Origin of the sequence: Rhodococcus sp. 14-1411-2a (genome assembly GCF_002259485.1) — a bacterium.
Taxonomy (GTDB): Bacteria; Actinomycetota; Actinomycetes; order Mycobacteriales; family Mycobacteriaceae; genus Rhodococcoides.
On the sequence record NZ_NPGA01000009.1, the window covers coordinates 20,699 to 33,513 of the forward strand.

Genomic DNA, 12,815 nt, shown 5'->3' on the forward strand with positions numbered 1-12,815 from the left:
CGTTGGAATCTGGCACCGCGACTGCTTCGTGGTTCGGTTCGAGCCCAGCGGGGATCGGTGCTTCAATGCTTGCATCCCGGGGAGGCTGACCGACCCAGACAAACCCATGATCGCTCAGTGGTCGCTACCCGGCACCACTCAACCCGGTACTGACCCCGGTTGATCCAAAACCAGAGCGGACACAGATCGAATGGGCCTCGCACTTCGAGTCGTTGATGCTGAAATTTTGACTAGAAGAAGGATATTCGCATTCGTAGAGGCTGGCGGCGCAAAAGTGTTCTTACGCATGGATCGTCGGAAGAGCGGATCCGTTGTCGTCATCACGGACGATGGCGTGCCCGCTCGCAGCCGCACGTGAACCCAACGCGCAGCCCGGTATCCCGAGTGTGGGCCGCGAGCCGTCGGAACCGGACATATCAGCTTGCGGGTTGTCGGTCATCTCCTGCGTCTCGGGTAGAGGCGGGTGTTCTCGCACGACGCAAGTGGGCCATGGCCTGCACGGTGCCGATCAGTTCTTCGACCCCGCTGGTGTCGACCTCCACCTCGTTCGGTTGGGGAAGATCGTCGGGGACGACATGCGCGTCGTCTGGATGATGCAGGACGTGGTGCCGTGCATTGCTGATCGTTGCGTCGTTGAACAGCCTCGCCCACCTGGTCGAGGGCGAGAGGACCGCATCGAGCGTCCCCGCCCAGACATGCTCGACCGCTACCTCCGCCTCGATCATCGGTTCAGGATTTCCCATCAGCAGCCCGATGCGTCGCGTAAGTGGGAATGTGATCCCCCATGCATTCTTCAACCCGACGCCTAGGTTCGGGTCGGCGCGCGGGTGTGGAATGAGGGAAACCGGTGTGTCGCATGTCAATAGAGTCTTTGTCTGAAATCTGATAAGAGTCCATGGCCGCCCGCGGATGTATTTGATTGTCGCTGGAAGCAGCTCGGTCAATTGCTGCATATGAGCTAGCGCCGTCGCGTCCGTCGGGGCAATCCCCGGTTGAGTCGCGAGACGCCACAGGGCGTCCGCCTCGTTCTCGGTGAGGTCGTCGATGCCGCGAGTTCGGGCCGACTCGGCAAAGTTGTCGCGTCCGGCTGCGGCGATGTAGAGGCGGTTCATCGCTGTGGACAACTGACCAAGATGGTTCCGTTGACTCGGTCCGCGCAAATTCTGCAGTGCGATGAAGGTGGCGAGGACATTCCGGTCCTCGTGGTTCAGCGGCCACGTTCGGTCCACCTCAATCTTCTGGAAAATCTTCGCAGTGGCGTCCTCGATTCGTCCGAACTCGCGCTCGAAGAAATCGACGGGCTGCGTGTCGTGCTCGACGTTGTAGAAGTCGCGCGCGACAGTGGTGCTCTTCGTTGAACGAGTCATACGGATCAGGCCGGGTAGCTTGACCACTCCGATTTGCTTCTGGGCGTTGGCGAACTTGTTCAAGTAGAAACGCGGAACTGTGTGTTGATTTCTAACGATGGTCGGCACGCTCGGACTGTACTGCTCCGCACCGACGGGCTTGACTGGCGCTATAGGCCGATATTGATGACCGCGTTCCCGACCAACGGGGCGTGCTCTCGGCGATACACCTGGACAGAGTCGAGGCTGGCGTGACCGGTTTGTCGGGCGATGGCGGATCCATCGGCCCCGTTGCGGGCGCCTTGAGTGACGAAGCCGGCGCGGAGCGAATGCCCGCCGAGCTTGGCCAGCGCTGTGGGGTCGTAGCCTGCGTGTTCGGCCCGGCGGCGAATGGTCTGGTGAATCGCGGCCCCGGATAGCGGCGTCGCGCCGAGATTGCCGTTCTTCGCAACGGCCCGGAGCAACGGCGATCGTGCGGCGGTGCGTGGCACTCCCCCACGGCACACATGTCTGTCAAAAGGTTCCCTTTTGCGCAAGAGCCGGATGACCGACGGTCGACCGCCGACATCGAAAGCGGCGACGACCTCAGCCCAGCGGACGTAAGCACACGGTGGGCAGGTTTCGTGGGACTCGGTGTAGGGCAGGGCTTTCACCGTTCCCCTGCCCACTTGGTCGGTCTTCGACTTTCGTAGCCGGACGTGGAGTCCGTCGTGCCGGTGCACTGCGACATCTCCACACATCAGGTCGGATAGTTCGCTGCGTCGGAATGCGCCGGCGAACCCGAGCAGCAGAATCGCCGAATCACGACGTTCGAGGACTTCGTCGGCCCATCCGGAGCACCGGTCCCGCGCGGTCGCGACCAGCAATCTGATGTCGTCGACCAGCAACGGGTCTCGCGGCATGCGTGGCCGGTCCCCCGATGCGGCGTACTCCCGTCGTATCCCGGACAGTGTCGCGGTGACCAACTCGTGCGCCGACGGGGACAGGTGGCCGGTGGTGCGGTGGTGATGGTTGATCGCGGCGATCCAGGTGCCGAAGGTGGCGACGGCGTAGGCCCGCTCCCCTTGTTCGGTGCGGGTGTCGGCGGCGTCGACGAGGTAGGCGGCGACGGTGATCGGGTGCGCCGGTAGTGTCACGTGACCATTCGTCTCGCACCAGCTGGTGAAGCGTCTCCACGCAGCGGCGTAGGTCTTGCGAGTTCCCTCGGACCGGGAGGAGTGCACGGCACTCGCGATCCGCTTCGCGACGGCGGGTGGGATCTCCGGCTCGACCGCGACCGACCTGTCAGCGTCAGCACTGCCCGCAACGGTGGTCACGGCAGGTGTTCGGCCTGGTCGGAAGTCCATATCGGCAGCCTAGCGCAAGTCACCGACACGTCTGCAGCGCAAAACTATACTGAGCTGGTGTTTCGCCTAAGACGGTGCGGAAAATGCAATTTACCGCGGACACATCCGACCTACTTTTAGACGTTACTCAATGCTGACCGTCGTGCAGGATGCGGTGGCAAGACTCCCGGCCCCAAAAGTCATTTTCACGCCTATGTTTCACCGCATGTTCGAGCACCTCCGTACGAACGCATCCGCACTAGGTACAAACCGAAATACAGACCAGCTGGTTGCTAGCGCGGCTGCCAGCTGTTCGTTACTGTGCCTAGTTACCAAAGGCAGCGAGGTGTGGGAGGCGGGGTTAGATGCCAGAGGAATGGAGAGCAGCGGTCACCGGCGCCGGTTCTGGGGTCGGCCGCGAAATTGCGTTACAGCTCGCAAGCCAGAACTGGTCACTCGCGCTCGCCGACAGCAACTACGACGCCCTCCTCGACACACAGTCTCGATGTGCTGCGACGGCCGCGATCGCGCGAGCGACCCGTGTCGATGTCTCCAGCCGGGCCGAAATCACCTGTTGGGCCGCATCTTCGCGCAATGGGCTCGGCGGTATTGATGCGGTCTTCAACGTCGCAGGTGTTCTATATAGCGGCGATGTCATCGACACTCCCCCAGCTGATTTCGATCTCGTGATGGCGACCAACTTCGAGAGCGTCGTCAACAGCTCTCGCGCGTTTCTGCCGGACATCTTAACGTCACGTCGAGGTCGAATTGTCAACGTGTCGTCCGCATTTGGAGTCATGTCCGCACCAGGCTACTCGGCATATAACTCATCCAAATTTGCCGTTCGGGGCTTTACCGAAGCCCTGAACCAGGAACTGCGCCTGGCGTCACGAACCGCGCGTGCGACCTGTGTGATCCCTGGTGGACTCAAGACGTCGATCGCTCGGACGGCGCGGGCGGCACCGGGCGTTGATCACGCGCGGACTGCCGATTTTTTCGATAGCCGCATAGCCCGAACCACCCCCGAAGTGGCCGCCCAAAAGATCATTGCGGGTGCGTGGAGGGGGAAGTCGCAGGTGACAATAGGGAACGACGCCCGCCTCGTCGCCGCGACAACGCGCGTGCTTGGCCCTCACTACCAACGGCTGCTGCCTTCGCTCCTAGCACTGCGACGGACCTAACAAGTCGTCATCAACAGAAACCACTCACCAGACCTGCGGGGGTCGGTCAACCATGTCGAATAGCTGGATCCTGATAGAGACGTTCGGAGATGAAGAGCCGTCCGTGATCGGAGTTGGGTCCTCGCCCAAGTCCTTTGTTTCACCTCGTCAAGTTCTGCGCAGCTCCGCCAGCCGCAACGAGGCACTGGCCGCGGTGACTGAGACGCTTGGTACGGGAGCCATGGTGGATCGGCTGTCCAGAGACCGATACAGGCGAGTACTGGCCGAACCACTGCAAACCTTCGCGGGCCGTACGCACGGGGCATGGGTGTGGCTCGGCCGGCGCGATGAGACTCCACCTCCGCGAGACGCCGCCGGGGCGTGGCATTTCAACCTCACTAAGAGCACAGCAAGCGGAAGCAATGATCTACTCGATTTGTACCGCGTTCCGCAAAACGAGCGCGAGACCCAGCGCGCACTCGCGGGAGCGTTCACCCGACTTGTCACCAACCGTGACGAGAGCGAAGCTATGGCCAAGATCGTGCAGTCAGCACCGGGCACTACCCATCAAGCAGTTTGGACAGTGAGACGAGACGACGGCGAACTTCGGGCCGCGCACTTCTCGTGCCGGATGATTGCCGAAGACCAGGCTGCTGGCACCGAAATAATCCTGAGGGGCATCACGCATGACATCGGCCCCGCAGGTGAAATCACTATCGCTCCCCCACCCACGATACTCGAGCATCGTGTCCTGGAGGCGTCAACCAAGGAGGGCGAGTACCGCGCACTGGTCAACCTCAGGACTCTGAACTTGTTGCGCTGGTACAACTCTGAACCTACACCGAATATCTGCTGGGAAAACCTTCCCGACGAACCGGTACCGGCCATTCATCCGGACGACGTACCAATTGCGAAGCAAATGTCGAATGCACTCGCACGCGAACGCACTAACGGCGTGCTTCGATTCAGAACTCTCGACGGACGTTGGAAGCCGATGAAAGTCAACGCGGTTTTGGTCTCGCTTGATCAGCACACCACGGCCGCACTTGTCACTCTGACCGAATTGTGCGAAGAGTAAAAATCTCGCGGATCCATGCGGATCCACAGAGACTATTGCGGACCCAGGTCGATCGCAGCGCCTGCACTGCACGTACGTTTAATAGTTGCGCTTTTTATAAGGACTGCGCGCGTGTCGTGCGTGCATCGCGAGTTCGACTCCATGCAGCTGCCACCGTTCGGGTGGATACCCCATACGCTTCCGCAAGCGACTCGATGCGCTCCTCCGTCTCAGGCTTGCGCCCCCGCTCGATGTCGGCGAGAACAGTGGCCGACATCCCCAACATCCGCGCAGCGTCGCCCTGGGAAAGCGCCGCATGCACCCTCAGGTCGGACAGTTTGAGCTGAGACTCCGGAATCGGAACTAGGGCTGCGACCGACGTGTGCAGGGCATTCGCGATTCGACCAAGGGTCGCTGGCGGCGGCGTTGAACGCCCCGTTTCCCAGGTGGATACCGCTTGCCTAGTCGCTCCCACAGCCGCCGCAAGGTCGTCAGCACTGAACCCAGCGCGTACCCGAAGCTCGCGCAACCGATCGGCCCGAAATCCACGAACCCCGCTTCGCGGCACTGTCCCCACTCTCTATCGACCTTCCAAGACAGCTTCATCTTCCTCGATCCACGTCAACCTCGACGTCTTGTGCGTTTTATAGTTGCGCGCTACCGTTGCAGCTATGCCCTCGGCCGTTCCGATTTCCACAACCTTCAACCAATTGCGCGGTGCACCAAACCTGTTCTACAGTCCTGTTGCGCGCCCAAAAGGGATTCCTCGGTGCTTGTCGCTCTCGGCACCGCTTGTAGCGCGGGACATCAGGACGGTTTGCTCACAGATTCCGTCCGATCATTCATGTCGGGAGTTCCACATGTTCGCGTCTTTCGCCCTTGCCGCATCGCAATTGCCGTCGACGGCTGAGATCAGCATTTGCCGTCTTCGCAGTTCAGCGTTGGGCCGCTACGGACGAGGCGCGACTGCAGGTGCATTCGCCCGACATCGCTGCTTTCGCCGGGGTTACGGGGGCGAATCAAAGTGAGTGCCGCACGGGATGCGATGGTGCCAAGTTTCCTGGCACAGAAACAGTTCTGCGCGTCAATCGTCGTAAATCGGACACATGGCGACTTGATTGCCTGCTCGCTCGATTACGAGCATTCCGGTCGCCACCAATACATCGGTGACGACGGAGCCCTGCTAGCCGAATGGGGTCCATCTACATCATGCAACGAGCGGTCCATCCCTACCCGTAAGCCCTAAACCTGGCAGTCCGGGCTGCAACCCGACTCGGGTGGGCTCTCGCTGATAGTCCCACTCGGGAGCTACAGGAGCTCCCCCGCGCCCTTTAGCTCGACCGGCGGACCAGCGCGAGGGTCGCGCAGTGAGCGCATTTCACCATGTTCAGCGCTGCGCGGCCCCGCCCGGACATCACCCCTCGAACTCACACCCGATCTCACAGAGAGGATTTCGATACCCGATGTGGATTTTCCAGCAGCCGTAGTTCTGGTCGGCGGTCTTCGGCTGGCTCTGAGCCTCTAGCACGTGATGGGTGCGTGCGACTGGCCCACAACCTATGGATCGCACGCACCCATCCATTTCTTTTCACCGAATTGCCTGAAACCAATGGTCGCCAGAACGGTTGCTCCGCAATCGCATTCACCAGCACGACCCGACCATCGGGTCGCACCAGGAAGGGATCGACATCAATGCCAGTAACACCGGGCACCGGACACCACCGCTCATCCAAGAAGCGAGGGCGGGTGATCAAATCGCTGCCCGCCATGGCTGCGGTGACGATCGCAGGCCTGACCATGCAGGCCGCTCCCGCTCAAGCTGCACCATCGCAGCCGGGAGTGACCAGTCCTCAAGGATCACAACCGGGAGTCACGAGCACACCGCAGACGGCACCGGCCACCCCTCCGCCGCCCGCTCCGAAACCGCGTGAGTACTTGGACGGCTACCAGCCCTCACCACAGGTGCAGCAAACCCCGTCGCGTAGCTACGACGACTACCTGGCCGGTAACCAGCAGTCCTCGAACTACCAGAACACCTACTACGAAGCCCCCGCTCCGCAGGCCGCCCCGAGCGAAGCACCCCCGGCATTGCAGGCAACTCCGCCGCCCCCGCCGCCGGTCCCGACGGTGCAGCGCAAGGTCATCGCCCCGATCGAGGCCCCGCCCGGAACCTTCATCGCCGGCGGCAAGCTGGTACCGGTCGATACCAACATCGTCGACCAGAACCTGCTCACACGTACCAACAACACGTTGCAGGCAATACAAGCCGACGGCGGAAACTGGCTCGTGGACAACGGATTCGCCGACGCGCCACGCGCCGACCGGATCGCAGCGGGTACCGCGACCGGTGTCATCACCGGTGGCGCTGTCGGCCTCGCGGCATCGGTGGTCCCGGCCGCGGTGATCACCGGCACCGCTGCTGCTATCGGCGGCGGACTCGGATTGGCTGCGACGACCGCGGCTACACCCGCGGTCATCTGGGCCGGGCCGGTGGGGTACATCTTCGTTCCCGGCGCAGCAGCACTTGCCGGTGCCGGCGTCGGCGCAGCGCTGTCGGCACCGATCGTGCTGGGCCTGACCGGCACCGGCGCTGTCATCGGCGGCATCCTCGGTGCCACCGTTCTCGGCGGCGAGCAGCAGATCATCGAAGAGCCGGCCCCCGCCCCGGCGGTTGTTCCCCCGGCCGTCGACAGCGTCCCGGCGATTCCGCCGGCCGCGACAGTCGATCTCCCCGGACCCGTCGGGCAGGTTCGCGACACTCTCGCTGCCGACCCGAACGGCCGCCAGGTTCTCGCGGCGGCCGACACTGCAGTCCAGAACGCGGCTCCGATCGTCGACAAAGCCGTCAACGATGCGTCGGTGTGGACCGCACCGGCGGCCTCGGCAGTGCAGGGCTTCACCTCGAAGGCCCTCGAACAGCCGCAGGTGGCTCAGACCGTCGAGACGGTGCAGTCGGCTGCAGCTCCTCTGGTCGATCAGGCCACTGCCGCTCTCGGCGGCTTGCAGGCGGCGTTCGCACCCGCCTGATTCGCCCTACAGCCAGCTAGTTGAACCAGCCAGGAAGGACACATCCAGATGATCCGCCGTTCGACGACATCCCCGATTGCCAGTGCCACCGGCCCAGCCCGATCAGGGGTGCCCTCGAGCTCGCCCCGTGTGCCGCGATCGCGCCGACGCGCGATCGCGGCAGCCGGGGCTGCTGTCGTGGTCGTGGCCGTCGCCGCCGCTGTGTTGTTCAGCGGTGGCGACTCCGAGCCGGACACGACAGCCACCGACACGATCGCCGCTTCCTCCGTCGCGCCGACAACCGTTGCCGCCGGGCCGGATTGCTCGATGCCGACCGGTGATCAGAACAGCGGCCCAGGGGTCATTGCCGCGTTCGAGCACGCCTACTACGTCCAGCGATCGGGCACGGCCGCGCACGCTCTGGTGTCACCGAACGCCCCGGCAAGTGCCCCGTTCACCGTCGAAGCCAACCTCGACGCAGGTATCGCCACCGTCCCGGTCGGCACCACCTACTGCCTCGACATCGACCCGCTGCGCACCGGTTCCTACACCCTCACTCTCACCGAGAGCGGCCCGAACGGGCCTGGGACGCAGTACCGCCAACGGATCACCACCGACCAGGTCGACGGTCGCTACGTCATCGCCGCCATCGAGCAAGCGTGATCACCCACCGCCGCCACAGCGCGAGATCGCCGCAGCACCGCGGCGAACAGCCACCACGAAAGGAACGCCAGGACATGAGCGATGCAGCGAGCGAATGGGCCGAGGCCGCCACCGCAGTACGGCAGGCACGCGAGACCCTCGAGGCGTCGACCGCGAGCGAGATCCGCGCATGGGCCGAAAAGTCCGGGCTGACCGACTGGTCGATGTGGCAGAAGATCAAACGAGAGCTCTACAAGCAGCTCGACCTGGACTACGACGGATTGCGCGCCAGCGAGGCCGAGCAGGTCACCGACGCGGTCGCCTCCGCTGCGTCGGCCGCACCGCTGGTCGAGCTCTACGCCGCAGGCGATGAGCGCGGCAGCTTCGCAGTGGTCGGAGACGGTGACGAAACAGCCTGGTACGGAACATTTCACGCCAAGGACGCGGTCTTTCGGCAGGGCGATCAGACCTCGGCCGACGACTCGGCGGCAGGCAAGGCAGCCTTTCTCGCCGGCAAGCTACGCGAAGAGCTCGACGCCCCCGCGATCCGGCTGATTCTGCATATCTCCAACCCGCACCTCGACGGCACGCGGCTCGCCGCTCTCGCCGCGCGATACGGAGTGCACCTCGAACGCCTCGACATCGACGACGAGAACCCGGCCACCGTGTGGTGCGAGGTTCCCGGTCACCGTCCGTGGCAGGCCATCCGGCTCTCCGATCTGCTCGTCGACGATCAAGCGGAGGTCGGCTGATGGCCGAACAGCACCCACGCCCAGACGTCGACAACCCCGTCGCGGGGTACGAAGCCGAGGACACCGTCAACCTCCGCGCTCAGCGCCTGCGCCGACCCGAATCCGAACCGGACGAACAGCCTGCAGAAGAGCCGGCCGACGACACCGCACCGGACCCGTACGGGGTCGGGCAGGACGCACTGGCAGCGGTCGAGACACCTGATGTCGACCCCGCAGCGTTCTACCGAGCACGCCTGTTCGACCGCCAGGAAGAAGACCCGACCGCCGAGCCCGCCGCAGCAGGCCTGAGGGGCCGGATCAACGCCGCCCTGGGAACTCATCTCAAGCCCAAGCCCACATCGGCCGAAGTCAGACTGCGTCAGTCGATTCGCGTTGTGCAGCAGCCACTTCCCGGATGCTCGGTGGTCTCGGTCATCAATCCCAAGGGCGGAGCAGGCAAAACTCCGACATCGGTGCTGCTCGGTTCGACGTTCGGCAAGCACCGTGGCCACGGGGTGACAGTGTTCGACGCCAGCGAATCACTCGGCAGTCTCGGCGATCGCGCCGCCCGCACCACCGATCCGGAGCTCACGGTGTGGGACCTGCTCGACCACGCCCACGAGCTGGCGTCCTCGTCGGCGGTCTCGGGATCGCTCAACGCGTTCCTGCGGCGTCAACCGACGATGGAAGACATTCTCGCGGCGGACAATTCGGCCGACCGTGAACGCAATCTGGGGTGGGACGAATGCGCCGCGGTGATGGCCGTGCTGCGCCGACACCGGGACCTGATCGTCATCGACACCGCCGCCAATCCCTTGGCCGAGTCCTGGCAGTGGGCCGTGCAGCATTCCGATGCCCTGGTCGTTCCGCTCCCGCTACGCCTCGACATCGCCCGGCAGGTCTATCAGATGCTCGAGGGCATCATCGCCCGCGGCTACGGACACCTGTTGGCGTCGACGATCGTCGTGACCTGTGCAACACCCGATTCCAACCCGCAGTTGGCGTCGGCGGTCTTCGAGGACCTGCGCAATCTCGGTGTCCAGGAAAGCAATTTCATTCAGGCCCCGTACGAATCAGCGCTCGCCCGCGGCGATCGGATCGTCTACAAGGACCTCCCACCCGCCACGATCGAGGCCTACACCAATGTCACCGCGCTGGTCGCCGACAACATCGCCGCGGCACGAGCCGGCGCGGCCTATCAGTTCACCGATCCGTATTCCCCGCAGCCGATGAACCGCCAGCCCGACAGCGCACCACCCCCACAGCTCTCGCAGTGGGAGCGGCACAGCCGCGACCGTCGCGGAGCCTGACCCGTCCCCACCCCGCTCGAGCACACGAGGAGAACACCATGACCGGCCAGAGAACGCTCACCACCGCGCTACGACGACCGCGCTCGGCGCACTCCGCGATGGCAGCAGCCGCCGCGGTGGTCCTGGCCTTGGGCGCTGTCCCCGCACACGCCGCACCGGCAGCGACGGCGACGACCTCGTGCGCGAAGTACGTCGCGATCATGGCCCCAGGAACGTGGGAAACCAACGCCGCGGCGAATCCCACCACCCCGGTCGGGATGCTCGCCACCGTCGGTAACGCCCTGAAACAGAAGTACGGCAACGACATCGAGGTCTACTACCCCGCGTACGCGGCGTCGGCGTTCGACAAGGGCCGTACCTACGCCGACAGCAAGGAAACCGGCAAGAGCGCGATCAACAACATCCTCACCTCGGCGTGCGCGACGTCGAAGTTCCTGCTCTCGGGCTACTCCCAAGGCGCGGACGCCGCCGGCGACGTCGCCGCCGAGATCGGCAACGGCCGCGGTGTCGTTCCGGCCTCCCGGATTCTCGGCGTCGGTCTGGTCGCCGATCCGCACCAGGGCACCGCCGGCGGCACCGTGGTCGGACCGAAGGTCGACGGCCAGGGCATCGGCGGGGTCCGGCCCGAAGGCTTCGGCTCTCTCGCCCCGGTGGTCAAGCAGCTGTGCAATCCCACGGACCTGTACTGCTCGACGAACGCCGGCAAGGACGGTCTGCTCGCGGGCCTGGGCAAGGTCCTGGCGAACAAGCCTGTCGACCCGGCCACCACCGGCGGACAGGCCGGAACCGGGCCTACCTCTGTTTCCTCGACGACCCAAGCCGCATCGAGTACCGCAGTGCCGTCGACGACCGCGCAGGGCGGTGTCACCGGTGCCGGGACACAGCCGGGCGCGACGCCGACACAGGCCGGAGGGGTCAGCGATTTCTCGTCGTCGCTGGTCTCGGACTTCTCCCGCGTCGATCTGGCCGGTGCTGCGAACACCGCATCGACCCTCGGGGAGCGGGTGGCCACCCTGCCCGATTCGGTGGGAACCAACCGCACTCAGTCGCAGGTCGCCAGCGTCGGGGCTTCGGCGACATCGCTGCTCAACACCCTCGAACCGGTCGCCGACGTGCAGTCGGTGATCGCCGCGAACCCCGGAATCCGCTCGACTCTCGACACCGCACCGGAAGGATCACCGGAGGCGCAGACCTCGACGGTGCTCGACGCGCTGGACCAGATCGACATTCCCGCAGTCCTGAGCACAGCGACCTCGATCGCCGACACCGCCTCGTCGGTGCTGGGCGGCACCGGCACCACCGCGGGCCTCGCCGGCACCGCGTCGACCCTGAGCGGGCAGGTCGCACCTTTGCAGTCCGTGTCCCCGGATGCGCTGACCTCGGCAACGCAGGTGCTTTCGCTGCTCAAGCCGAAGACGGTGGTCAACCAGGTCGTCAACGTCGCGACCGGCTTCACGAGCCTGGACTACCAAGGCATCGTCGACAACCTGATCGCGTTGCCGCAGAAGGTCGCTGCTCTCGATGTCGCGGGATCGCACAAGATCGCCGGTGATCTCAACAACCAGTTCGCGCCGATCGTGAAGATGGCCGCTGGCGTGGACCTACACACCTTGGCGGCGTTGGTGGCGATGATCCCCGACCCCAGCGGCTCGGCGCAGATCGCCTCCCTGGTGTTGAGCTTGCTCGGCAACGTCGACGTGATCCGCCTGGCCAACGATGTCGGCGCGATTCAGGAAGTCGCGTGGAAGATCCTCGAAACCGGCAACCTCGCGGCCACCGCCGAACTGCTGCCCATCGGGCTCGACCTCGCCTCGGTCGCGGTCGGCGTGCTCACCGGATCCTCCAAGACCAGCCCCGACCAACTCGGATCACAGACCCAGGTCACCGGACAGTCCGCAGCGATCGGCCAGCAAGCCTCCACCGGCGATTTCGCCGGTCTGGCAGGCAGTCTCGTCTCACTGGCCTCGTCGCCGAGTGCCGGCGATGCCGCGGAGCTGGTCGGTGCCGGTATCGACGCCGCGACGTTCTTCGCCTCCGGTGCGCACCAGTCCTACGGCGACTTCAAGGTCGACTCCACCGGCCGCAGCGCCCTGCAATGGCTCATCGACTTCTTCACCCAGAAGATCGGGGGCTGACCGGCGGCCACCGAGCAGGCTCTGCAGCCGGGCGGGCATGACGCAGAGCAGCCGAAAACTACAGCACCACAACCTAACTACACGTACCCACCACAGGTGTCCG

The 12,815-nt window shown here is 64.5% G+C and carries 10 protein-coding genes; 7 read left to right on the forward strand and 3 right to left on the reverse strand.

Annotated elements, in window-relative coordinates; translation table 11 throughout:
* Positions 1-416: 416 nt before the first annotated feature.
* Complete coding sequence (locus CH291_RS05630) at positions 417-1,475, reverse strand: DUF4238 domain-containing protein (protein ID WP_179276444.1); 1,059 nt, start codon at positions 1,473-1,475, stop codon at positions 417-419.
* Between the two features lie 41 nt (positions 1,476-1,516).
* On the reverse strand, positions 1,517-2,692 hold the full coding sequence (locus tag CH291_RS05635) for a tyrosine-type recombinase/integrase (protein WP_032392315.1): 1,176 nt from the start codon (positions 2,690-2,692) through the stop codon (positions 1,517-1,519).
* A gap of 344 nt (positions 2,693-3,036) precedes the next feature.
* Here CH291_RS05635 and CH291_RS05640 point away from each other — a divergent pair, with 344 nt between their 5' ends.
* Both CH291_RS05640 and CH291_RS05645 read left to right on the forward strand, forming a co-directional pair.
* On the forward strand, positions 3,037-3,852 hold the full coding sequence (locus CH291_RS05640) for an SDR family NAD(P)-dependent oxidoreductase (protein WP_032392314.1): 816 nt from the start codon (positions 3,037-3,039) through the stop codon (positions 3,850-3,852).
* A gap of 52 nt (positions 3,853-3,904) precedes the next feature.
* Positions 3,905-4,909, forward strand: a complete 1,005-nt coding sequence (locus tag CH291_RS05645) for a GAF domain-containing protein (protein ID WP_032392313.1) — start codon at positions 3,905-3,907, stop codon at positions 4,907-4,909.
* Between the two features lie 94 nt (positions 4,910-5,003).
* Here the strand turns inward: CH291_RS05645 and CH291_RS05650 are convergent, their stop codons facing one another.
* Complete coding sequence (locus CH291_RS05650; RefSeq protein WP_306437677.1) at positions 5,004-5,465, reverse strand: helix-turn-helix transcriptional regulator; 462 nt, start codon at positions 5,463-5,465, stop codon at positions 5,004-5,006.
* Positions 5,466-6,580: 1,115 nt separating this feature from the next.
* On the opposite strand from CH291_RS05650, the gene CH291_RS05655 reads away from it, so the two are divergent.
* From CH291_RS05655 to CH291_RS05675, 5 genes are all read left to right on the forward strand, one after another.
* The gene (locus CH291_RS05655) at positions 6,581-7,915 is read left to right on the forward strand and encodes a hypothetical protein (RefSeq protein WP_256980739.1); all 1,335 of its coding nucleotides are present in this window, start codon (positions 6,581-6,583) and stop codon (positions 7,913-7,915) included.
* Between the two features lie 129 nt (positions 7,916-8,044).
* Positions 8,045-8,557 carry a hypothetical protein gene (locus tag CH291_RS05660; RefSeq protein WP_256980741.1) on the forward strand — a complete coding sequence of 171 codons (513 nt, stop codon included), beginning with the start codon at positions 8,045-8,047 and terminating at the stop codon, positions 8,555-8,557.
* Positions 8,558-8,631: 74 nt separating this feature from the next.
* On the forward strand, positions 8,632-9,288 hold the full coding sequence (locus CH291_RS05665; RefSeq protein WP_032392409.1) for a hypothetical protein: 657 nt from the start codon (positions 8,632-8,634) through the stop codon (positions 9,286-9,288).
* On the forward strand, positions 9,288-10,577 hold the full coding sequence (locus CH291_RS05670; protein WP_032392311.1) for a MinD/ParA family ATP-binding protein: 1,290 nt from the start codon (positions 9,288-9,290) through the stop codon (positions 10,575-10,577). Before CH291_RS05665 ends, CH291_RS05670 begins: the two co-directional genes overlap by 1 nt.
* Positions 10,578-10,615: 38 nt before the next feature.
* Entirely contained in the window at positions 10,616-12,712 is a 2,097-nt protein-coding gene (locus CH291_RS05675) for a cutinase family protein (protein WP_032392408.1), read from the forward strand.
* Positions 12,713-12,815: the final 103 nt, after the last annotated feature.